This window comes from Methylocapsa sp. S129 (assembly GCF_009765995.1).
In the GTDB taxonomy this organism is placed as follows: Bacteria; Pseudomonadota; Alphaproteobacteria; order Rhizobiales; family Beijerinckiaceae; genus Roseiarcus.
Genome location: NZ_LMUI01000024.1, coordinates 1 through 21,871 on the forward strand (window position 1 = coordinate 1; position 21,871 = coordinate 21,871).

Annotated in this window: 17 protein-coding genes; 9 read left to right on the forward strand and 8 right to left on the reverse strand. The window is 63.5% G+C overall.

Annotated elements, in window-relative coordinates:
* Nucleotides 1-286: 286 nt before the first annotated feature.
* Nucleotides 287-1,165, reverse strand: a complete 879-nt coding sequence (locus GSQ90_RS15515) for an alpha/beta fold hydrolase (RefSeq protein WP_158815765.1) — start codon at nucleotides 1,163-1,165, stop codon at nucleotides 287-289.
* A gap of 118 nt (nucleotides 1,166-1,283) precedes the next feature.
* Between GSQ90_RS15515 and GSQ90_RS15520 the strand changes: the two genes are divergently transcribed.
* Nucleotides 1,284-2,174 carry a S9 family peptidase gene (locus GSQ90_RS15520; protein ID WP_158815766.1) on the forward strand — a complete coding sequence of 297 codons (891 nt, stop codon included), beginning with the start codon at nucleotides 1,284-1,286 and terminating at the stop codon, nucleotides 2,172-2,174.
* Between the two features lie 214 nt (nucleotides 2,175-2,388).
* Here the strand turns inward: GSQ90_RS15520 and GSQ90_RS15525 are convergent, their stop codons facing one another.
* Together GSQ90_RS15525 and lepA are read right to left on the reverse strand one after the other, a co-directional pair.
* The gene (locus GSQ90_RS15525; RefSeq protein WP_158815767.1) at nucleotides 2,389-2,649 is read right to left on the reverse strand and encodes a DUF2283 domain-containing protein; all 261 of its coding nucleotides are present in this window, start codon (nucleotides 2,647-2,649) and stop codon (nucleotides 2,389-2,391) included.
* Between the two features lie 32 nt (nucleotides 2,650-2,681).
* Nucleotides 2,682-4,487 (reverse strand): translation elongation factor 4, encoded by a 1,806-nt coding sequence (gene lepA, locus GSQ90_RS15530; RefSeq protein ID WP_158815768.1) that lies wholly within the window; start codon nucleotides 4,485-4,487, stop codon nucleotides 2,682-2,684.
* 179 nt (nucleotides 4,488-4,666) lie between these two features.
* Between lepA and GSQ90_RS15535 the strand changes: the two genes are divergently transcribed.
* From GSQ90_RS15535 to GSQ90_RS15555, 5 genes are all read left to right on the forward strand, one after another.
* Complete coding sequence (locus GSQ90_RS15535) at nucleotides 4,667-4,921, forward strand: type II toxin-antitoxin system RelE/ParE family toxin (RefSeq protein ID WP_371418387.1); 255 nt, start codon at nucleotides 4,667-4,669, stop codon at nucleotides 4,919-4,921.
* An 8-nt stretch (nucleotides 4,922-4,929) separates the two neighbouring features.
* A complete protein-coding gene (locus tag GSQ90_RS15540; RefSeq protein ID WP_158815769.1) occupies nucleotides 4,930-5,304 on the forward strand; it encodes a helix-turn-helix transcriptional regulator in 375 nt (124 codons plus the stop codon).
* 288 nt (nucleotides 5,305-5,592) lie between these two features.
* Nucleotides 5,593-6,075 carry a hypothetical protein gene (locus tag GSQ90_RS15545; protein ID WP_158815770.1) on the forward strand — a complete coding sequence of 161 codons (483 nt, stop codon included), beginning with the start codon at nucleotides 5,593-5,595 and terminating at the stop codon, nucleotides 6,073-6,075.
* 25 nt (nucleotides 6,076-6,100) lie between these two features.
* Nucleotides 6,101-6,745, forward strand: a complete 645-nt coding sequence (locus GSQ90_RS15550; protein WP_158815771.1) for a L,D-transpeptidase — start codon at nucleotides 6,101-6,103, stop codon at nucleotides 6,743-6,745.
* Between the two features lie 11 nt (nucleotides 6,746-6,756).
* Nucleotides 6,757-7,782, forward strand: a complete 1,026-nt coding sequence (locus tag GSQ90_RS15555) for an amino acid ABC transporter substrate-binding protein (RefSeq protein ID WP_158815772.1) — start codon at nucleotides 6,757-6,759, stop codon at nucleotides 7,780-7,782.
* 56 nt (nucleotides 7,783-7,838) lie between these two features.
* On the opposite strand, the gene GSQ90_RS15560 is transcribed toward GSQ90_RS15555, so the two are convergent.
* Nucleotides 7,839-9,263 (reverse strand): retroviral-like aspartic protease family protein, encoded by a 1,425-nt coding sequence (locus GSQ90_RS15560; protein WP_158815773.1) that lies wholly within the window; start codon nucleotides 9,261-9,263, stop codon nucleotides 7,839-7,841.
* 247 nt (nucleotides 9,264-9,510) lie between these two features.
* Here GSQ90_RS15560 and GSQ90_RS15565 point away from each other — a divergent pair, with 247 nt between their 5' ends.
* The gene (locus tag GSQ90_RS15565; RefSeq protein WP_246731624.1) at nucleotides 9,511-10,614 is read left to right on the forward strand and encodes a PLP-dependent cysteine synthase family protein; all 1,104 of its coding nucleotides are present in this window, start codon (nucleotides 9,511-9,513) and stop codon (nucleotides 10,612-10,614) included.
* A gap of 879 nt (nucleotides 10,615-11,493) precedes the next feature.
* Nucleotides 11,494-15,861 carry a DEAD/DEAH box helicase gene (locus GSQ90_RS15570; RefSeq protein ID WP_246731625.1) on the forward strand — a complete coding sequence of 1,456 codons (4,368 nt, stop codon included), beginning with the start codon at nucleotides 11,494-11,496 and terminating at the stop codon, nucleotides 15,859-15,861.
* A gap of 44 nt (nucleotides 15,862-15,905) precedes the next feature.
* Here GSQ90_RS15570 and GSQ90_RS15575 read toward each other — a convergent pair whose 3' ends face one another.
* Nucleotides 15,906-16,559, reverse strand: a complete 654-nt coding sequence (locus tag GSQ90_RS15575) for a glutathione S-transferase family protein (protein WP_158815774.1) — start codon at nucleotides 16,557-16,559, stop codon at nucleotides 15,906-15,908.
* 121 nt (nucleotides 16,560-16,680) lie between these two features.
* Between GSQ90_RS15575 and GSQ90_RS15580 the strand changes: the two genes are divergently transcribed.
* On the forward strand, nucleotides 16,681-17,895 hold the full coding sequence (locus GSQ90_RS15580; protein ID WP_371418388.1) for a polyhydroxyalkanoate depolymerase: 1,215 nt from the start codon (nucleotides 16,681-16,683) through the stop codon (nucleotides 17,893-17,895).
* Between the two features lie 38 nt (nucleotides 17,896-17,933).
* Here GSQ90_RS15580 and GSQ90_RS15585 read toward each other — a convergent pair whose 3' ends face one another.
* From GSQ90_RS15585 to GSQ90_RS15595, 3 genes are all read right to left on the reverse strand, one after another.
* A complete protein-coding gene (locus GSQ90_RS15585; RefSeq protein ID WP_158815775.1) occupies nucleotides 17,934-18,317 on the reverse strand; it encodes a VOC family protein in 384 nt (127 codons plus the stop codon).
* A gap of 72 nt (nucleotides 18,318-18,389) precedes the next feature.
* Nucleotides 18,390-18,980: a nucleotide exchange factor GrpE gene (gene grpE / locus GSQ90_RS15590; RefSeq protein WP_174247490.1), complete on the reverse strand. Its 591-nt coding sequence runs from the start codon at nucleotides 18,978-18,980 to the stop codon at nucleotides 18,390-18,392.
* Nucleotides 18,981-19,033: 53 nt separating this feature from the next.
* Nucleotides 19,034-21,859, reverse strand: coding sequence for a [protein-PII] uridylyltransferase (locus GSQ90_RS15595; protein WP_158815776.1), 2,826 nt, complete (start codon nucleotides 21,857-21,859; stop codon nucleotides 19,034-19,036).
* Between the last annotated feature and the right edge of the window lie 12 nt (nucleotides 21,860-21,871).

Here is a 21,871-nt window from a genome sequence, read left to right on the forward strand (position 1 = left end):
GACAGGCACGCCCCAGACACCAGCCCGACATAGCCCGTCCCAACCATCGCAATGCGCATCGATAAACCTTCGCTTCAAGGGATGCGGCTTCTATAGCGCAAACGCCGGGTCCAGCAATGATTCCGACCGAAAGACGGGACCTCGACGCCGCATCCCAGGCTAGGGTCGGCCGATCCAGAATTTCCTTGTCTGACGTCAAGAAGCGCGGCGGCGGCGCAACGCCGCTTTATACGCTACTGAAAAGGCTTGGTAATTTCTGGCGGTATGAGACCCTAGACCCTAGACCCTAGACCCGCCGGCCCGCGTCAAATTTCCCGAGGTGCGCGATCAGCAATGGCGCCACTTTCCCGGGCGCCTCCTCGGGCAGCCAGTGCGAATAGCCCTCCAGCACCTCAAACTGATAGGGCCCCGTCACATAGTCGCCCGTCGCCTTGGCGGCGGTGGCGCCGAGCGCGAGGTCGCCACTGCCCCAGATGAACAGCGTCGGCGTCGCGACAGGCAAGCCCAGCAGCTTGTTGTCCATCGCGCGATACCAGTTGAGCGTGGCGGTCAGCGCGCCGGGCTCGCTGAGGCGCGCGACGTTTTCCTCAACCTCGGCGGGCGGACATTTGCCGGCATAGATCGCGCGCAGCTTGCGAGCGCCCTCGCCCAGCAAAGCCCGTTCCGCGCGATGATCGGGCTCCCGGAAGATGCGAATGTAATCGGACATGCGCTGCTGCTCGGAATCGCTGCGCAGCGCCTCGCGAAACGCTTTCCCGTGCGGGGTCGACAGGACGGTGAGCGAGGCGAGCCGATCCGCGTAATGGCCCGCATAGGCCCAGGCGAGCGCCCCGCCCCAGTCATGGCCGACCAGATGAAAGCGCGCGTCGCCGACGAGCGCCTGCGAAAAGCCTTCGACATCGGCAAGGAGGTGATCAACCGCGTAATCGGCGATCTCGCTTGGCCGCGCGCCGCGCGAATAGCCGCGCTGGTCGACCGCCACGACGCGAAACCCGGCCGCGGCGACTGGCGCCATGATGTCGCGCCAGCAATCGGCGAAGGACGGCCAGCCGTGCAGGAAAAGCACAAGCGGCGCTGTTGGGTTTCCGCAGGCGATCGCGTTGAAACGATAGCCGTTCACATCAAGCTGGCGACGCTCGAAATCAGGCGGCAGGGGAAGGATCATAGGCCATCCTCGCAAAAGAGATCGCCGCGCGAGACTGAGGCAATCGGTCGCTTTACACAACAGCCAGCGATCCCTAGCGTGAGCAAGCACGAGAATACCGATGAACAAGGGGCTTTAGATGCGCTGTATTAAAATGTTCGCCGCGGCTTTGCTTTTGCTCCCGATGCTTGAAGCGGCCCATGCTGCGCCCAGTCAAAAAGTCATCTCTTTCCAGGTCGACGGACAGAAGGTCGTCGGCACTCTGGAGACGCCGGAAGGGGTGAGCGCGCCGCCGGTGGTTTTGCTACTGCACGGCTTCAAGGGCAGCCGCAATGAAATGCAAATTCCTTCGCTGAAGGAAGGCATTTACTCGCGCGCCGCCGACGCATGGGCGGCCAAGGGCATCGCGAGCTTGCGCATCGACTTTCGCGGCGGCGGCGACAGCGACGGGTCTTTCGAAGACACCACGATCTCCGGGCAAATCAAGGATGCTCTCGCCGCGGTCGATTTCCTGCAGACGGAGAAGTCTGTCGATCCGACGAAGCTCGCTTTGGTCGGCTGGAGTCAGGGCGGCGCGGTGGCCGCGACCGTCGCGGGAAGAACGACCCATCCGATCAAGGCGGTCGCGCTATGGAACCCGCTATCGGCGCCCGCGGCGACGATCGAAACCTTCCTCGGCGTCGATAGGGTGCAGGCGGGGCTCGCCAGCGGCGGCAAACCGATCACGGTGAAACTGCCCTGGGGCGCCGAAGTCGCGTTGAAGACAGCCTATTTCGAGGACATATTCACGATCGACCCTGTCGCCGAACTCGCCAAATATCCCGGGCCCGTCTTCGTGGCGGTCGGAACCAAGGACACGATCGTCTATCCGCAACCCCAATCGGGTCAATTGCTGCTGACCTATCACAAGGGTCCCGGTGAATTGTGGGTCCGCCCGATGGACCACGGTTTCAACGTGTTCGACGAAACCAAGACGGTCGATGAGCTGATCGCCGCGACGGGCGCGTTTGTAGCCAAGAACGTCAATTAGACACAACGCAAAATTCGCCGCCGCATCCTTACGGCGGCGAGGCGTCGATATTGACGCCGGCGACGCGCCGGCCGGCAAACGTCAGCGGTCAAGAGCCCGCTGCTTGCCTGGGCTACAAGCCCCGTCTGGAGCGACTGCGCATCGTCGGCGCGGCGGCCGCCTCAGCTCATCGGCCACTTACCGGCGGCGAGTCTTCAGCGCCGCGAGAACACGCCTACTCGGCCGCGTCGACGTTTTCCGTGTTTGGCCGCCGCGCGTTCTTCCAGTCGCCAGGCGCTAGAACCCTACTCGCGGACAGAATTTCGATGCCAATGATCCGACCTTCGGAATCCATATCGTAAATGAACGGACCCGCCTCCGCTGTGCGATCAAACCTCCCGCCGCCGACGGTGATGTACACGGCGTCGGCCTCGGGATCATGCGTGACATCCGTCATGGTTCGCGCCTCAAGATTATGGCCTTCGGCATCGCTCACCCCCTACCGCCTTGGTAGACGGGCAGTCTCCCTCAGTCATCCATCTTCAGCGCCGCGATAAACGCCTCTTGCGGAATGTCGACCTTGCCGAACTGGCGCATCTTCTTCTTGCCGGCCTTCTGCTTGTCGAGCAGCTTGCGCTTGCGGGTGGCGTCGCCGCCGTAGCATTTGGCGGTGACGTCTTTGCGCAGGGCGCGGATCGTCTCGCGCGCGATGATCTTGCCGCCGATCGCCGCCTGGATCGGAATCTGGAACATATGCTGCGGGATCAGCTCGCGCAGCTTCTCGACCATCGCGCGACCGCGCGATTCGGCACGGTCGCGATGCACCAGCATCGACAGCGCATCGACCGGTTCGGCATTGACGAGGATCGACATTTTGACAAGATCGCCAGCGCGATAATCGGTCAGCGTGTAGTCGAATGAGGCGTAGCCCTTGGAGATCGATTTCAGCCGGTCGTAGAAATCGAACACCACTTCGTTGAGCGGCAGATCATAGACGACCATCGCGCGCTTGCCGACATAGTTGAGATCGATCTGCGCGCCGCGCCGGTCCTGGCAGAGTTTGAGCACCGCGCCGAGATAATCGTCGGGCGTCAGGATCGTCGCCTTGATCCAGGGCTCGCGAATCTCCTCGATCTTGACGACATCGGGCATGTCGGCCGGATTATGCAATTCGATCGTCGTCTTGTCGGTCAGGCCGATCTGATAGATCACCGACGGGGCGGTGGCGATCAGATCCAGATTGAACTCGCGCTCCAGCCGCTCCTGGATGATTTCGAGGTGCAGCAGGCCGAGAAAGCCGCAGCGGAAGCCGAAGCCGAGCGCCGCCGAAGTCTCCATCTCATAAGAAAAGCTCGCATCATTCAGCCTGAGGCGGCCCATCGCGGCGCGCAAATCCTCAAAATCGGCGGCGTCGACCGGAAACAGGCCGCAGAACACCACCGGCTGCGCCGGCTTGAAGCCGGGCAGCGCTTCGGCCGTCGGACGCTTGTCGTCGGTGATCGTGTCGCCGACGCGGGTGTCGGCGACCTGCTTGATCTGCGCGGTGATATAGCCGATCTCGCCCGGACCGAGCTCAGCCGCGTCGGTCATTTTGGGGCGGAATATGCCGATGCGGTCAACTTCGTAATGCGCGTCGGCCCCCATCATGCGGATGCGGGTGCCCTTGCGAAGGACGCCGTCGATCACCCGCACGAGCACGACGACGCCGAGATAGGCGTCGTACCAGCTATCGACCAGCAGCGCCTTCAGCGGCGCCGTCTCATCGCCCTTGGGCGGCGGCAGGCGCTTGACGATGGCTTCAAGAACGAGATCGATGTTGAGGCCGGTCTTGGCCGAAATCGGCACCGCCTCGGAGGCGTCGAGGCCGATCACATCCTCGATCTGCTGCTTGATGCGCTCGGGCTCGGCGGCGGGCAGGTCGATCTTGTTCAGCACCGGCACGATCTCATGGCCGGCGTCCAGCGCATGATAGACATTGGCGAGCGTCTGCGCCTCCACCCCCTGGCTGGCGTCGACGACCAAAAGCGACCCCTCGCAGGCGGCCAGCGAGCGCGAGACTTCATAGGCGAAGTCGACGTGGCCGGGCGTGTCCATCAGGTTGAGGACATAGGCGCGCCCGTCCTTGGCGACATAATCGAGCCGCACCGTCTGCGCCTTGATGGTGATGCCGCGCTCGCGCTCGATATCCATGGAATCGAGGATCTGCTCGCTCATGTCGCGCGCCGCTACCGTCCCCGTCTCCTGGATCAGCCGGTCGGCGAGCGTCGACTTGCCATGGTCGATATGGGCGACGATGGAGAAATTGCGGATGTTGTCGATCGTGTGGGTGGTCATGTCGGTTGATTTGGCCTTTGCGCAATGGCCGTGAATGAAGCTGGCGCGGGCATAGCAGCGCGGGGCGGGGAAGGGAACCTCAATTGGCGATGAGGCCGGCAGGCACCTTGCGCGCACCGCAGGCGCGGCGCGCAAGGCGAGATTCCGCTTGTAAACGATTAGCATTATGCTAATTATCTATGGTGAAGAATGTAGCTTATAGCAATTCTGCGATCAAATCCTTGCGGCGCCTTCCTGCCAATACGGCGCAGAAAATCATCCGCAAGATCGAGCAATATGCCACGGATCCCGCGTCGCAAGCGAACAATGTCATTAGGATGCAGGGCAGTGCGAGCTATCGCCTGAGAGTTGGCGATTGGCGCATCATCTTCGATGAAGACGATGGGGCGATCGCTATTTTGGAAATTGGCCCGCGCGGCGGAATTTATAAATGAGGTCCGAGATGAGCAAGGTGGATATTATCACATCGCCCAGCGGGGATAAATTGGCCGTGGTGCCCATGGCCGAATATGAGCGTCTTGTGGCCGCCGCCGAGGATGCCGAGGATGTTCGTTTGGCCGATCGCGTCAGACAGCGCCTGGCGTCGGGGGAAGAGGAATTGATCCCATCCGCCTTCGCCAAGCGCCTGGTCGCTGGCGAAAGCCCCGTCCGCGTCTGGCGCGAATATCGTGGCGTTTCCGGCAAGGATTTGGCGGCGAAAGCCGGCGTCAGCGCGCCATTTTTGAGCCAAATCGAAACCGGCGCCCGCGAGGGGAGCGTCGGCTTGATCAAGAAGATCGCCGAGGCTCTCGGTGTGACGATCGACGACCTGGTCTAGCGGCGCCGTCGACCATGCCGCGCGGCCGTTGCGCCCATTGGCGCGGAGAATGGCGGCGGTTGTTCTCGCTGAGAAACCCAAAGCCTTCAGAGCGAAGCAAGTCTTGAAATAACGCAATGCGCATCATGTCCCTATGACGCCTGTCGAGGCGCCGGATGAATGAAGGGACGTGCGTCCTAGCTTGCCAAGACTGGATATTCCGGGCACATTTTTGTATGGGAGCGACCGCCGTAGCCGGAAGCCGCTCCAAAAGCCGTTCCAAGACAATAATCGCCGGGGGACGCCGTCATGAGATTTCGAGGCATTGTCCTGACCGCCGCCGCCAGCGCTTGGCTTTCGGGCTGCGCCGGGGGCCTGACGGAGAGTTTCACGCCGGCCGCGGCCCCGCCGCCAGCCGCCTCGCCCGCGGCCTATCCTGTCGCCCGCCTCGTCGGCAGTTGGGGCGTCGCCTCCTATCGCGAGGAAAAGGACCGGGCGCGCACCGAGGCGCAAGCCCGCGCCCAATGCAAGCTTCCCTATGTGATCGCCAAAGGACCGACGGACGGCGTGATGATGCATGTCGCCGACGACACGACCATTCACGAACTTACGCTCAAGGGCGGCCCCGGCGGCAAAACCTATCTGGGCTTTGCCGGGCCGCCTGGCGACGATCAGGATCGCGAAATCCTCGCCCTCAACGAAAAAATGTTCGTGGCGCGTTACGTCAATCCCGAGACGAATTCGCGCTACGGCACCTTCATCTATGTCCGTTGCAATGCGGCGCGCGGTTGAGCGCCCCGGCCATCGAGGAGCGCCTATGCTCGCGAGTTTCACACGCTTTCTCCCGCAATCGCGCCCGGCGCTGATCGCCCTCGCCGCCATCCTCTGGTGCGCGGGAAGCGCGCCGGCCGGCGCCCAGGCCGCCCCGGAATCGGCGATGCGCGAAACCCTCGCCATCGGCGAAGAACCGGGGCGCGTGTCAACCGACGAGGTCGTCATCGATGACGGCCCCTATAAGCGCCAACTCGTTTTCTTCCGCACCAATGAGGCGCCCGGCACATTCATCATCCAGACGTCCGAGCACTTTCTCTATGTCGTGCTCGGCAATAATCGCGCGCTGCGCTACGGCATCGGCGTCGGCCGCCAGGGCTTCCAGTGGTCGGGCCTCGTGAAAATCGTGAAAATGGCGGAATGGCCCGATTGGACTCCGCCGCCCGAGATGATCCAGCGCCAGCCCTATCTGCCCCGCTTCATGGCTGGCGGACCCGGCAATCCGCTCGGCGCGCGCGCAATGTATCTGGGCGGGACGGTCTATCGCATTCACGGCACCAACCAGCCCGAAACGATCGGCGAAAACATTTCGTCCGGTTGCTTCCGCCTCGCCAACGGCGATGTCGTGGATCTCTATTCGCATGCCAGCGTTGGGACCAAAGTCATTATCCGCCAGGCCCCCACCCTTTAGGAGCGCCCTCGATGCCCCGACTCGCGAAGCGCCTAACCCTCCATCTTGGCGCCGCGCTGCTAGCGCTTTTGGCGACCGCCGCCGCCGCTTCGACGCTGGACGTGGTCAAGCAGCGAGGCTCGCTCCTATGCGGCGTCGGGCAAGGTCTGCCGGGATTCTCGGATCGCGACGCGGCGGGAAAATGGAGCGGGTTCGATGTCGATTTCTGCCGCGCCGTCGCCGCCGCGATCTTCGACGACCCGAACAAGGTGACCTATATCCCGCTGAACGCCGCGGAGCGTTTCGACGCGCTTCATGCGGGCAAGATCGACCTGCTCTCGCGCAACTCCTCCTGGACGTTCGATCGCGAAGCCTCGCTTGGCCTGCTGTTCGCGGCGGTCACCTATCATGACGGCCAGGGCTTCATGGCGCTGCGCAAGCCCGAAATCACATCGGCGCTGGAACTGGATAAGGCTTCGATCTGCGTGCAGAAGGGAACCACCAGCGAACTCAATCTGGCCGATTATTTCCGCGCCAATTCGATGACCTACACCCTGCACGCCTACGACACGATCGCCGAAGTGATCAAGGCGCTGGAAGGCGGCGCGTGCGACGTATTCTCGACCGATCAGTCGGGGCTCTACGCCGAGCGGGGCAATCTTTCCCAACCCAACGCCGCCATCATCCTTCCCGACATCATTTCCAAGGAGCCTCTGGGCCCCGTCGTCCGCGCCGACGACGTCGCCTGGTTCAATATTGTGAAATGGGTCGCCTTCGCGCTCATCAACGCCGAGGAGCTCGGGATCAAGTCCAGCAATATCGACGAGGCGCTCGCTTCGACCAAGCCCGACGCGCGCCGCTTCACCGGCGCCGAAGGCGCCTTTGGCGCCAAGCTCGGCCTCGACAATGCCTGGGCGATCCGAGCGGTCAAAGAGGTCGGCAATTATTCCGAGATTTTCGAGCGCAATATCGGTTCGGGTTCGAAACTGGCCATTCCGCGCGGGCTGAATCAATTGTGGTCGGCGGGCGGAATACTTTATGCGCCGCCGTTGCGGTGAGGGCGACGCGGACATGCGCTATCGCCACAACGTGCATGACTGGCGGAGTGGATTGCTCAATCGACCGTCACATCCACATGCCGGATTCGATGTTTTCCGTCGGCATAGGCCTCGTCGATTGTGATCGTATCCTCGCCGATGTAACCGGCCGCCGGCGTATATTTGATGACGATCATCGGAATCGTCCGCGCGTTGCACTTCTCGAGCGGGCTGCCGGCCGGATATGCCGCATGGCGATCGCGCACCTCCATGGACGCGGCTCCATGATCGGGCGGCTTTGAGAACGTCACCGTCGGCGCTAACGATTCGCAGTCCTCCTCTAGGCTGTAGACAGGCAGCAGCCATGCCGGCTGGTCCTTCATGATGCTTCTGTGAAGGACGGGCTCTGTGTGCACAGCGTCGACCGCCGTCGACGCCGCCCCCTCGTTGGTCGATATTTGCCTATCGGCCGGCGCTTCGTCGCTCGGAGCGACCTCCGCCATGGTTCCGCCTTTCGCTGGAGCAGCCGTTATGTCCTCACCGGCGGGCGGCTCTTTCTCCACGGGATAAGCCAGCGTCGTGGTTGACGCCTTGTCGGCGAGAAACATCCGGCCGTTCCGATAGGAAATCCAGATTTTATGGGTCTTCCAGTAATCGAGGCCGAGAAGAGCCGAGCCGACGTAGAAATCAATATCGGCGATCCTCATGACCCGCGCCGGGAACACTTCCTTTCCGATTGTCACTTTATCAAAAAGAAACATCTGCAGCGCGAAGGCCGACCCGCCGTTCAATGACGTGCCGATCTGAGCCTTCGTGTCGACAAAATGATCGTCAGGCATGCCCCAGAGGGCTAGCGATCTTCGCGAGACGACCGAAACATCGGCGCCGGTATCGACGATCGCGCGGGTTCGCTCATCGTTGAGAATGACGTCGATGATGATCTTCGTACCGTCATGCACGAAGGGGATCGACGAGTAGCTTCCAGTCCAGGGCGTAAAGGCGCCGTAGCAGCCGAACGCGCGATAAAAGGTCAATTTTTTCGAGGGAAAATCAAACTCGACCTCATATTGCGACAAGATGTCGTCGCCCAGCAGTCCAGCGGAGGCTTTTTCCGCCGAAGCGCCGTCGTCCATATCGGCGACGACCGTGCTGCGGTCGCGCAAAACAAGATCGCCAAGCCCCAAAACGGACGGAATGACATTGAGATGGACCTGCGTTGTCGTCTGCCCGATGCCAAAGACTGGCTTGACCTCCGCAAGGGAACTATCGGGCGTCAATTTGAGCTCATCGGCGACGCTCGACTTCAGAATGGTTTGCGCCGCGCCGGTATCGACGAGCATAGGGCGCGTCACGTCGCCGATCTGAACCATTGCGGCATAATGGTCGCCCAAGACGATCAAGGGCATTTCCGTGACCTTGGTCAGCGTGCAAGCGGCAAGAGCCGACGTTCCCGAAACCAGCAAAAAACAAAGGCCGGCGAGCGCACGAATCGACAATTTCACTTTTTGCTCCCGTGAAGGACTCACGTTCGGATCGTTGAGGGCCGCGGCATCATCCCGGGCCAAGCTGGCTCCAGGCTGTTTCGCAGCGCAAATCTTTGCGGCGCCGGCATGATGGCGACCGGCGATCGTCACGCGGTCGCAATTGCTTGCCTGGTTAGCCATCGCTCGCCCTTCACGCAGATCGCTGGTAGAGGTTGACAATTCGCCCGACGCCCGCGCCGCGTTGCGACAGGACGAGGATCGTCGCGTGACCGCCAGCCCCGTCCCATCCATCCGCTCCTGGGTCGCCGACGCCATCCAATCGATCGAGGCTGATTTCAACCGCTCCTCAGACGCGCATCTGCTGCACGTGCCGCTGCCCGGCGTGCGCGGCGTGGCGCTCTACCTCAAGGACGAATCGACCCATCCCACGGGCAGCCTCAAGCATCGGCTGGCGCGCTCCTTGTTCCTCTACGGCCTTTGCAACGGCTGGATCGGGCCGCGCACGACGATTATCGAGGCGTCGAGCGGCTCGACCGCGGTCTCCGAGGCCTATTTCGCGCGCATGCTCGGCCTGCGCTTCATCGCCGTCATGCCGCGCGCCACCTCCGCCGAGAAGATTGCTGAGATCGCCTTCTATGGCGGCGAGAGCCATTTCGTCGACAGCGCCGCCGCGATGTACGAGGAGAGCGCCCGCCTCGCCGCCTCCCTCGGCGGCCATTACATGGATCAGTTCACGTTCGCTGAGCGCGCCACCGACTGGCGCGGCAACAACAACATCGCCGAATCGATGTTCAGCCAGATGGCGAGCGAGGAGCATCCGATCCCGGCCTGGATCGTGATCGGAGCGGGAACGGGCGGAACGTCAGCGACGCTCGGGCGCTATATCCGTTATCGCCGCCTGCCGACGCGGCTTTGCCTCGCCGACCCCGAAGCGTCGGTGTTCCACCGGCATCTGGCCGACCGAAGCGTGCGCGCCGTCGCCGGGCCGCCTTCGCTGATCGAAGGCATCGGGCGCCCGCGATGCGAGCCATCGTTCATTCCCGAATTGATCGACCGCGCCTGCACGGCGCCGGACGCGGCGAGCATCGCCAGCGCGCGCGTGCTGTCGCGCCGGATCGGCCGATCCTGCGGCGGATCGACGGGAACGAATCTCTGGGCGGCGGCTGAGATCATTGCTGAAATGGAAGCCCGTGGCGAGAAAGGGTCGGTGGCGACGCTGCTGTGCGATTCGGGCGAGCGCTATCGCAGCACCCATCTCGACGATGCCTGGCTCGCACAGCGCGGGATCGACATCAGCGCCGCGACCGCGATCATGGAGCGGTTTTTCGAGACCGGAATCTTCACGACGCCCGACGAGAGTCGTGGGTAGCCTTGCGCCTGCGCGGCGACGCTACGGCCGGTTCCCGTTCAGACTAAAATTTATATTAGTTGAGATTACCCGCGCGTCGCAGCACTCATTGTGCGTCGGCTGACCCGCCAGCTTTGGGTCCATAGGCGACGGAAGGAGCGAAGGTTCATGGCGGGATCGAACGCGTAAACCGTTGCGCCTCGCCATGTGGCGACAGTCGCGAACTTCAATTCCCAGCAGCGGTTTGACCTGAACGCGCAACGCAGCGCGAACGCGAGGCTTTGCCCAAATCGTCGCCTCTCGCTCAGCACAAAACGAGCTTGCGCTGGGAATAAATCGGCTCTGCCCCGAGTCGCCTCATCAGCGCTCTGACAGAGAAACCCGGAAGAGAAAATCATGAGAAAACTTCAACTGACCATCATTACGCTTCTAAGTCTTTCCTCCGCGGCGTTCGCCCAAAGCGGCCCTCCGCTTGCAGGCGCGGCCTCGCCAGACAGGAGCCAATATTCCGCCATCGTATCAACGGGACCAGGAGGACCCGATCGCATTATCCATAATGCGAACGATTGCGCTCCCGACCGCCCGGCCGCTGTTTGGGGCGCAAATTCGGCTCTTCTCGGTTACTCCTGCGTCTCGATATTGCGGTGATCGCGTAGGCGCCGTTCACGCCATCGCCTCACGCTCTCGCACGCGCGCCCTGACGTAAAAGTCTGACCAAACGTCCCCTCCGGATCAGGAGGATTGATGAGGAAACCGCTCCTTCGTCGTTACGAGCGCAGGCGGCGCTAGAAATCGTCGAACCCGCCGGGCGCTTGATATTCTGCGCGACAATGCCCTTATTACGGGGGCCGCCGTCGGACCTTCGGAAGCTCCGGGCGGGCGCGTCCGAGGAGAAGCGTGTTGTCCGTCATCTCCCCCCTGAAGCCGGCCGATCTTTTCCACCCGGCGGTGGCGGGCTGGTTCGGCCGCTGTTTTGGCGCCCCGACGATGGCGCAGGCGCGCGCCTGGCCCGCCATCAGCGCGGGACGCCACACGCTGGTCGCCGCGCCGACCGGATCGGGCAAGACGCTGGCCGCGTTCCTGGCGGCGATCGACCAACTCGTGCGGCAAGGGGTGGCGGGCGAACTCCTCGACGAAACGCAAGTCGTCTATGTCTCGCCGCTCAAAGCGCTGTCGAACGACATCCAGCGCAATCTGCAGGCGCCGCTGAGCGGCGTCCAGGAAGAGCTGCGGAAGCTGGGATTGCCTGTCGTCGATATCCGCGCCTGGGTGCGCACCGGCGACACGCCGTCGGCCGAGCGCGACCGCATGCGCCGCCGGCCGCCCCATATCGTCGTCACGACGCCGGAATCGCTGTACATCCTGCTCGGTTCGGAATCCGGCCGCAAAATGCTGAAGACGACGCGGACCGTGATTGTCGATGAAATCCACGCCCTCGCGCCCAACAAGCGCGGCGCGCATCTAGCCCTTTCGCTGGAGCGCCTGCAGGCGCTTTGCGCGCATCCGCTGCAGCGGATCGGCCTTTCGGCGACGCAAAAGCCGATCGAGACGATCGCGCATTTCCTGGTCGGGGCCGGCGACGACGGCGCCGCCGATTGCGAGATCGTCGATGGCGGCCATATCCGCGGCCGCGATCTCGCGCTCGAAGTCCCGCTCTCGCCGCTTGAAGCGGTGATGTCGGCCGAGGTCTGGCGCCAGAACTACGACCGGATTGCGGAACTCGTCGCCGAGCACCGCACGACGTTGGTGTTCGTCAATACGCGGCGCATGGCCGAGCGCGTCGCCGGGCAATTGTCGGAGCGGCTTGGCGAAGAGCACGTCACCGCCCATCACGGCAGCATGGCCAAGGAGTTGCGCCTCGACGCCGAGCAGCGGCTGAAACGCGGCGCATTGAAAGTGCTGGTGGCGACGGCCTCGCTGGAGCTCGGCATCGATATCGGCGACGTCGATCTTGTCTGCCAGCTCGGCTCGCCGCGCTCGATCGCGAGCTTCCTACAGCGCGTCGGGCGCTCGGGACATGCTGTCGGCGGCACGCCGAAAGGACGGCTGTTTCCGCTGTCGCGCGATGAACTCACCGAATGCGCGGCGCTCCTCGACAGCGTACGGCGCGGCGAACTCGACCGCCTGACGATCCCGCATCAGCCGCTCGACGTGCTCGCGCAGCAGATCGTCGCCGAAGTCGCGGCGCAGGAATGGAACGAGGAGGAATTGCTCGCGCTGTTTCGCCGCGCATGGCCGTATCGCAGCGTCGCGGCCGCGGATTACGCCGAACTCACCCGCATGCTCGCCGACGGCTTCAGTACGCGCCTTGGCAGGCGCGGCGCGCTGATCCATCATGACGGCGTCAATCGCATGCTGCGCGGCCGGCGCGGCGCGCGCCTGACCGCGCTGACATCGGGCGGCGCGATTCCCGACAATGCCGACTATCGCGTCGTCATGGAGCCGGAGAATCTGACTGTCGGTTCGGTCAACGAGGATTTCGCCGTCGAGAGCATGGCCGGCGATGTCTTCCAGCTTGGCAATAGCGCCTATCGCATCCTGCGCGTCGAACGCGGAACGGTGCGCGTCGAGGATGCGCGCGGCATGCCGCCGACCATTCCATTCTGGCTCGGCGAAGCGCCGGCTCGCAGCGACGAATTGTCGGTGTCGGTGTCGCGACTGCGCGGTGAAATCGCCGCAAGGCTGCGAGCGGGCGTCGATGCGATCCAGATCGCCGAATGGCTCGTCGCCGAGCGCGGAATGAGCGAGCCTGCGGCGTTGCAGCTTGCAGAATATCTCGCGGCGTCGCATGCGGCGCTCGGCTGCCTGCCGACGCAGGAAACAATCGTGCTCGAACGCTTCTTCGACGAAGCGGGCGGCCAGCAGCTTGTCGTGCACTCGCCTCACGGCGGCCGCATCAATCGGGCCTGGGGCCTTGCGCTGCGCAAGCGCTTTTGCCGCAAATTCAATTTCGAACTGCAGGCCGCCGCCACCGAAGACAATATCGTGCTGTCGCTGACGTCGGCTCATAGTTTCGAACTCGCCGATGTCGCGCGCTATCTGCATTCCGCGAGCGTCCGGTCGGTTCTGATCCAGGCGATGCTCGATTCGCCGATGTTCGCCACGCGCTGGCGCTGGACGGCGGGAATTGCGCTGGCGCTGCCGCGCATGCGCGGCGGGCGGAAGATTCCGCCGCAATTTGCGCGCATGGAGGCGGAAGACCTGATCGCCGCCGTCTTTCCCGACCAAATCGCCTGCGCCGAAAATCTCGTCGGCGAGCGCGAAATTCCGGACCAGCCGTTGGTCAATCAGACGATTGCCGATTGCCTCACCGATGCTATGGATATCGCCGGCCTGGAGCGGCTTCTCGCCAGGATCGAGGCGGGCGTGGTGCAGGTGGTCGCCTGCGATCTGACGGAGCCTTCGCCGCTCGCCGCCGAAGTGCTGACCGCCAAGCCCTACGCCTTCCTCGACGATGCGCCGCTGGAGGAGCGCCGCACGCAGGCCGTGATGGGCCGGCGCTGGCTTTCGCCTGAAGACGCCGCCGACATCGGCCGGCTCGATCCCGAGGCGATCGTGCGGGTGCGCGCGGAGGCATGGCCGGATCCGGTCAACGAGGATGAGCTGCACGATTCGCTGTCCTGGCTCGGCTTTCTCAGCGCCGACGAAGCGACGCCTTGGAAAGGCTGGCTGGAGGCGCTCGCGCGGCAGGGCCGCGCCACCAGGCTGCGCGCGCCGGGGATAGACATCTGGATCGCCGCGGAGCGTCTGCCCCAGTTTCTCGCTTTGTGGCCTGAACCGCGGCAAGACCCTGCGATCGCCGCGCCCGCCGCTTACGCCGATCATCCACGGTCGCGCGAGACGGCGCTGGTCGAAATCCTGCGCGGCAGGCTGGAAGGCCTCGGCCCCGTCAGTCCCGCCACGCTGGCGGCGCCGCTCGGGCTTGAGCCGGACGCGATAGCGGCGGCGTTGATTGCGCTGGAGACGGAAGGCTTTGCGATGCGCGGGCGGTTCACGCGCGGCGCGAATGTCGACGAATGGTGCGAGCGGCGGCTGCTTGCGCGCATCCATCGCTACACCGTCAATCGCCTGCGCGCCGAAATCGAGCCGGTCGCCGCGCGCGATTTCCTGCGGTTCCTGTTCGCCTGGCAGCACGTCACGGCGGATGCGCGGATGGAGGGTCCGAACGCGCTCGCAGCTACCGTCGCGCAGCTCGAAGGCTTCGAGGCGCCGGCCGGCGCCTGGGAGACCGAAATCCTGCCTGCGCGCGTCGCCGATTATGAGCCGGCCTGGCTCGACGACGAATGCCTCGCTGGGCGCGTCGCCTGGGCGCGGTTGAAGCCGCGCGAGGCGCGACCGGATGGCGCCGAGCGCGGCGCGACGCCCTTGCGCACCACGCCGATCACTTTGCTGGCGCGCCGTCATGCGCCGCTCTGGAAATTCTTGTCGCAGAAGGCGGATGGCCAGCAGCCGAGGGCGGGCGCCCAGGCCGTCATGGACTTTATCGGCGAGCACGGCGCCTCCTTCTTCGACGAAATGCTCGCCGGCGCCGGCCTGTTGCGTTCGCAAGTCGAGGAGGCGCTCGCGGAACTAGTGGCGCTTGGCCTCGTGACCTCGGATAGTTTTGGCGGATTGCGCGCGCTTCTCGTTCCCTCCAGCCGACGCAAGCCCGCCGCGGGCGGTCGTCGCAAACGGCGCTCCATCGGCTATGGCATGGAGGGCGCCGGCCGTTGGGCGCTCGCGCGCAGCGCCAAGAGCGCCAAGAGCGTCAAGACGGCGCAAGGCGAGAAACAATTCAGCGCGGAAGCGGTCGAGCATGTCGCGCGCACGCTGCTGGCGCGTTACGGCGTCGTGTTCTGGCGTTCGTTGGAGCGCGAGGCGGCGTGGCTGCCGCCGTGGCGCGATTTGCTGCGCGTCTATCGGCGGCTGGAGGCGCGCGGCGAGATTCGCGGTGGTCGGTTCGTCGCCGGCTTTTCCGGCGAGCAATTCGCGCTGCCTGATGCGATCGGCCTGCTGCGCGAGACCCGGCGCAAGAACGGCTCGGACGATTGGGTGTCGCTATCGGGCGCCGACCCTTTGAATCTCGTCGGCGTCCTGACGCCAGGGCCGAAATTGCCTGCGCTCGCCGGCAACCGCCTGCTCTATCGCAACGGCCTGCCGCTCGCCTCGCTCGCCGGCGGCGAGACGCGTTTCTATCAGGAGGTCGATTCAGGAACCGAATGGCAGGCGCGCCAGGCGCTGGCCCGTAGCGCAACATCGCCCGAGATGGCCGACCTCACCGCGCGCTGAGCCGCGCGGAATATCCCATCCCGCGTCCCATAGCGGGAGCGGCCCTAAAACTCGACTTCGAGTTCCTCGATCTCCTCATGCTCGGCCGTCGCCGCCTTGCGCCATTCGACCATCGCCGGCAGCGCCCAGATGCGATCGGCATAGGCCTGGGTCTGAGGATCGAGCGCGACGTCATAGGTGCGAAACCGGCTCACAACCGGCGCATACATCGCATCGGCCATCGAAAGCTCGCCAAACAGGAACGGGCCGCCATGCGCGTCGAGGCATTCGCGCCACAGGAAGGTGATGCGTTCAATGTCGGCTTTGGCCTTCGACCAGACTTTGAACTTCGGGAAATGCCCCTTGATGTTCATCGGCAGCGCCTGGCGCAGCGACACGAAGCCCGAGTGCATTTCGCCGCAAATCGAACGGCAATGGGCGCGTTTTGCCCGATCTTTAGGCAGTAAGCCCGCTTTGGGGGCAATTTCATTGAGAAACTCGCCGATCGCCAGCGTGTCCCAAATCTTGATTCCGTCATAGGTGAGGCAGGGCACGAGGATGCTCGGCGACAGCAGCAGAATTTCGGCCCGCGCGTCGGCATCGTCGGGCGCGACGATCGATTCCTCGAATTTGATCCCCGCGAACTTCGCCATCAGCCAACCGCGCAGCGACCAGGACGAATAATTCTTGCTGCTGAGGGTGATCGTCGTTTTCGACATCGGCGACGCCCATGATTGAAGAAAAACCTTTGATTCTCAAAGCAAATGACGTGCCAGTGGCACGTCGCTTGCTTCATTTGAGCCGCGTCGAAACAAGCGTGCCGGAATCGAGCGGAATGGAATGATGTACGATTCCTATCAGGCCTTAGCCGACGTCGGCGACGCCGTCCGCCTGCTCGCATTCAACGCCGAGCGCATCCTCACGACCTGGGCGTCCGGCCCTTTCGCTTCGCCATTCCAGCGAATGGCGGCCTATTACGAAGTGGTCGCCTTGGCCGGCTTCACGCATGAGCGGCCCGCTTTCGATGTCCCCAGCGTCGAAGTGCGCGGTGAGACGATCCCCGTTGAGGAAGAAGTCGTTCTGTCGACCGATTTCTGCGATCTGCGGCGGTTCCGCAAAACGTCCAGCGCGGGCGAACCGAAGGTTCTGCTGGTCGCGCCGATGTCGGGCCATTTCGCGACGCTGCTGCGCGGCACGCTCAAGACGATGCTCAGGGACCACGAGGTCTATGTCACCGACTGGATCAACCCGCGCATCATTCCCCTGGACGCCGGGCCATTCGCCCTCGACGATTATACCCAGCATTTGATCGACTTCGTCCGGCATATGGGGCCGGATTCGCATATCGTCGCCGTCTGTCAGCCCGCCGTTTCGGCGCTCGCGGCGACGGCGGCGATGGCCCAGGAAGGCGCCAACCATCAACCGGCGAGCCTGACGCTGATGGCGGGGCCGATCGACACGCGCATTTCGCCTACCAAGGTCAACGATCTGGCCAATGAAAAGCCGATCGAATGGTTCCGCGACAAGATGATCGGCACCGTCCCGGCGCGCCTGAAGGGCGGCGGCAGGCGGGTCTATCCCGGATTCCTGCAGCTTTCCGCCTTCATGAGCATGAACGCCGAGCGTCACGCCAAATCCTTCGTGGATTTGTTCAAACATCGCATCGCGGGCGATTTCGAGAAAGCCGACGCGATCCATGAATTCTACAAGGAATATTTCGCGATCATGGATTTGAGCGCGGATTTCTACCTCGAAACGGTGGAGCAGGTGTTCCAGAAAAACCTGCTGCCGCTCGGCAAGATGAAATTCAAAGGCAAAACGATCGAACCGCGCGCGATCAAGAAAACATTCCTGCTGACGGTCGAGGGCGAGAAGGACGACATCTGCGCCATCGGCCAGACGCTCGCGGCGCAGGACCTTTGCGGCGGCCTGCGCCCCTATATGAAAACGCATCACATGCAGGCCGGCGTCGGTCATTACGGCGTCTTCAACGGCCGCCGCTGGGACAATCAGATTTATCCCGTCGTGCGCAACCACATCCAGTCCAGTCGCTGAACGAGGATGCTCCCGCGCGTGGCCGGACGCTCCGCCCTTCAGCTCCGAGGCGTCGAGGTCATCAGGCCGAAAGCCGCGCCGGCGGCGTCTGCGATGATCGCGATGCGCCCGACATTGGGAATGTTGAACGGCGCCCGCAGCACCTTGCCGCCGTTTTCCTCGACCAGGCTGACGCGGTGATCGACGTCGTCGACCTCGATATAGCTGAACCAATGCGGCGGCACGCCCGGCGGCGTGACGCCGGTCATGTCCATCATGCCGCAGGCCATCGCCGGGCCGCTATGGGCCAGCGTATAGACGCCGTGCGCCGGCATCGGCATATCGGTAAAGGTCCAACCTAACGTCGCAGCATAGAAGGCCTTCGCCTTCGCGACATCGTTGGTCATCAGTTCGTTCCAGTTGAACGTTCCATGCGCCGCCATGTCATCCTCCCGGTCAACGATGGTCTATAAAGCCATCGCGCAAAGGGATCGTGACAGGAAAACGCGGGCCCGTCACTCCGCCTTCACTGCCTTCGGGCCGCCCTTGGAAACGCCCACCATGGCGGGCCGCAACACGCGATCACCGATCGTCCATCCGCTCTGGACCACTTTTGTGACCGTGCCTGAAGGCAGCGTTTCATCCGGCGTCTCGAAAATCGCCTGATGGAAATTGGGATCGAATTTCTCCCCCTGCGGCTCCAGCTTCTTCACGCCATGGCGCCCCAGCGCGACGCTCAGATCGCGCGCCGTCAATTCCACCCCGTCAATAAGGCTCTTGAGCGCGCCATCGGCGCTAGCGCGCGCGTCGTCGGGCAGGCTCTCCAGCGCGCGCGTCAGATTGTCGACGACATTGAGCATGTCGCGGGCGAAAGCGCTCACGCCATAGGTCTTGGCGTCCGCGACTTCGCGTTCCGTGCGGCGGCGCAGGTTTTCCATTTCGGCCAGCGTGCGCAGGACGCGGTCTTTCAACGACGCATTCTCGGCGTTCAGCGCCTCGACGACGGCGAATCCGTCGCGCTCCGCCTCCGTTTGCGTCGCGATGGTTTCCTCGGACGCAGCCTCATGGGCGGCGTCATTGGCTTGCGCCTTGGTCGTGTCGTTCATGATCAATCCTGTTGTGGCGGGCGGGGCGGATATCAGGGTTTGCGCGCCAAAAATCAAGCGCCGGGGCGATGCGCGGCCGCGGCGCGCTTTTCTTCGGCGGAATCGAAAATCGCCAAAACATTGCGCTTTATCGTGGCCTGGCGCGCCGGCGAGACGATTTTCGAACCTGTCAAATCAGTCACATAGAAAGAATCGACCGCTTTTTCGCCAAAAGTGACGATATGGGCGGAACCGATATTGAGGTTCAGCCTGGAAAGCACGGCGGTCAGGTCAAAAAGCAGCCCCGGCCGGTCTAGCCCCGACACTTCGAGCACGGTGAACCGATTCGACAGATTGTTGCTGATCGTCACGTCGGGCGCCAAGGCGAAGGCTTTGGCGCGGGCGTCGGGGCCGCGCTTGGCGGCGACCATTTCGCCCAGGCGAATCTCGCCGCGCAGCGCTTTTTCGATGCCCTTGGCGATGCGGTCGGCGCGGCGCAATTCGTCCTGGTCGAGATCGAACGCGCGGGACAGGAAGATCGTGTCGAGCGCGAGGCCGTCCGTCGTCGTGAAAATCTGCGCATCGACGATATTGCCGCCTGCGCTCGCGCAGACGCCGGCGATGATCGACAGCAGACGCGGATGGTCCGGCGCGACGATCGTCAGTTCCGTCACGCCGCGAAAAGCGTCGGTCGCCACTTCGGTCGCGAGCGATCGAACGTCGGAGGCCATGGCATAAAGCAGCTTGGCCTGGGCGATCTGGCGCGCCAGATCGACCTTGAGCCAATAGGCGGGATAATGGCGCGCGGCGTATGTCTCGAAATCGGGATCGGACCAGCCGGGCAGCCCGCGGCGCAGCGCTTCTTGCGCCGCGACGACCCGCGATTTGCGATCGATTGACGAATGGCCGCCGCCCAGGACGACCTCCGTCTCCCAGAACAAAGTGCGCAGGAGCTGACCTTTCCAGCCGTTCCAGACGCCCGGACCAACGGCGCGAATGTCGCAAATCGTCAGCACCAGCAGCATTTTGAGGCGCTCGAGCGTCTGCACGATGGCGGCGAACGTCTCTGTCGTGCGCGCGTCGGAGAGGTCGCGGCTCTGCGCCGTCATCGACATCGTCAGATGCTGTTCGATCAGCCAGACGACCGTCTCGGTCTCGACAGGAGATAGGCCAAAGCGCGGACACAGACGACGCGCCACTTCAGCGCCGGCGAGCGAATGATCAACCCCCCGGCCCTTGGCGATGTCATGCAGGAAAGCGGCGACGTAGAGCACGGTGCGATTGGCGATCGTCGGCAGAAACTCGCTGGCCAGAGGATGATCTTCGACCAGCCGACCCGCCTCGATATTCGCGAGCACCCCGATCGTGCGCAGCAAATGTTCGTCGACCGTAAAATGGTGATACATGGTGAATTGCATCATCCCGACGATACGGCCGAAATCGGGAATGAAGCGCCCCAGCACGCCGGCTTCGTTCATGTGGCGCAGCACCGTTTCGGGCGAGTGGCGCGAGGTCAGTATTTCGAGGAAAAGACGGTTCGCCTCCGGGTCGTTGCGCAAGTTCGCGTCAATGCGTTTCAGCGAATGCGTGACGAGACGCGTCGCGTCGGGATGAATGGCCAGGTTGCCGCGGTCGGCCACCCAGAACAGGCGGATCAGATTGATCGGATCGCGTTCAAAAGCGTCGTCGCGGACGACGCTGATGCGATCGAATTCGATCTTGAAATCCTTGGCGTCGGCGACAACGCTCGATCGCCGGCGCAACCGTCCGATAAAGCGATCGAGCACCGGGCGGGGCTTGGCCTGCCGCTCTTCCAAAGCCGCGCAGACGATGGCGGTCAGATCGCCGACATCCTTGGCGATCAGGAAATAATGCTTCATGAAACGTTCGGCGTCGGTCAGGCCGGCGCGGGGCGTGTAACCCAGCTTTTGCGCAATCGGGCGCTGAAAATCGAAGCTCAGGCGCTCCTCAGGCCGTCCCGCCAGAAAATGCAGGTGGCAACGCACCGCCCAAAGGAATTCTTCGCAGCGGCGGAACAAGGCGAATTCCTTCGCGGTGAACAATCCGGCGCCGACCAATTCGCGGGTATCGCGCACCCGATAGACATATTTGGCGATCCAGAACAGCGTGTTGAGATCGCGCAGCCCGCCTTTTCCCTCCTTGATATTGGGCTCGACGACATAGCGCGAGGCGCCGATGCGTTTGATGCGGCTGTCTCGTTCGGCTAGTTTGGCGGCGACGAATTCGCGCGCCGAGCGGGCGACGATTTCCTTGTCGAACCGTTCGCGCAAAGTGTCGAACAGCGCGCGGTCGCCCAGGATGAAGCGTGCTTCGAGCACGGACGTGCGGATGGTCATGTCGGCTTTGGCCTGGCGCAGGCATTCGTCGACCGTTCGCGTGGCGTGGCCGACTTTCTGGCGCAGATCCCACAGGACATAGAGCATCGCCTCGACGATCTTTTCGGCGCCGGGCGTTCGCTTGTCCGGCAGCAGAAACAGGAGGTCGATGTCGGAACCTGGCGCGAGCAAGCCGCGCCCATAGCCGCCGACCGCCACGATCGTCACGCCGCCGACGGGAGCGGATTTGGCGCCATGGACGGCCCGCAGAGCGAGATCGTGGATGGCGGCGATAATCTCGTCTTCGAGATCGCTGATGCGGGCAGCGCAAGCAAGGCCCTTGCCGCCCTCTTCAAGCAAGCGCCGCGCCTCGGCGCGCCCTTCCTCAAGCGCGGCGGCGACGATGGCGACCGCCCCCTGCCGAAAGCTTTCGTCGTCGGAGATCTGAGCGCGCAAGGTGGCGATTTCGGCGTCAAGGCGCGCGCTCTCGCTGCTCCGTTTGGGAGCGGCGACCGAGCGGCGCGAACGCGAGACGGGAGCGCTTTGGACCGAGGCAGATTCCATCGGAGTGGCTTT

What these genes read in the sequence shown, in the direction of transcription:
- GSQ90_RS15515 (WP_158815765.1), bottom strand. Translation starts at nt 1,165, where the DNA reads ATGATCCTTCCCCTGCCGCCTGATTTCGAGCGTCGCCAGCTTGATGTG.
- GSQ90_RS15520 (WP_158815766.1), top strand. Translation starts at nt 1,284, where the DNA reads ATGCGCTGTATTAAAATGTTCGCCGCGGCTTTGCTTTTGCTCCCGATG.
- lepA (WP_158815768.1), bottom strand. Translation starts at nt 4,487, where the DNA reads ATGACCACCCACACGATCGACAACATCCGCAATTTCTCCATCGTCGCC.
- GSQ90_RS15535 (WP_371418387.1), top strand. Translation starts at nt 4,667, where the DNA reads ATGGTGAAGAATGTAGCTTATAGCAATTCTGCGATCAAATCCTTGCGG.
- GSQ90_RS15540 (WP_158815769.1), top strand. Translation starts at nt 4,930, where the DNA reads ATGAGCAAGGTGGATATTATCACATCGCCCAGCGGGGATAAATTGGCC.
- GSQ90_RS15545 (WP_158815770.1), top strand. Translation starts at nt 5,593, where the DNA reads ATGAGATTTCGAGGCATTGTCCTGACCGCCGCCGCCAGCGCTTGGCTT.
- GSQ90_RS15550 (WP_158815771.1), top strand. Translation starts at nt 6,101, where the DNA reads ATGCTCGCGAGTTTCACACGCTTTCTCCCGCAATCGCGCCCGGCGCTG.
- GSQ90_RS15555 (WP_158815772.1), top strand. Translation starts at nt 6,757, where the DNA reads ATGCCCCGACTCGCGAAGCGCCTAACCCTCCATCTTGGCGCCGCGCTG.
- GSQ90_RS15575 (WP_158815774.1), bottom strand. Translation starts at nt 16,559, where the DNA reads ATGTCGAAAACGACGATCACCCTCAGCAGCAAGAATTATTCGTCCTGG.
- GSQ90_RS15580 (WP_371418388.1), top strand. Translation starts at nt 16,681, where the DNA reads ATGATGTACGATTCCTATCAGGCCTTAGCCGACGTCGGCGACGCCGTC.
- GSQ90_RS15585 (WP_158815775.1), bottom strand. Translation starts at nt 18,317, where the DNA reads ATGGCGGCGCATGGAACGTTCAACTGGAACGAACTGATGACCAACGAT.
- grpE (WP_174247490.1), bottom strand. Translation starts at nt 18,980, where the DNA reads ATGAACGACACGACCAAGGCGCAAGCCAATGACGCCGCCCATGAGGCT.
- GSQ90_RS15595 (WP_158815776.1), bottom strand. Translation starts at nt 21,859, where the DNA reads ATGGAATCTGCCTCGGTCCAAAGCGCTCCCGTCTCGCGTTCGCGCCGC.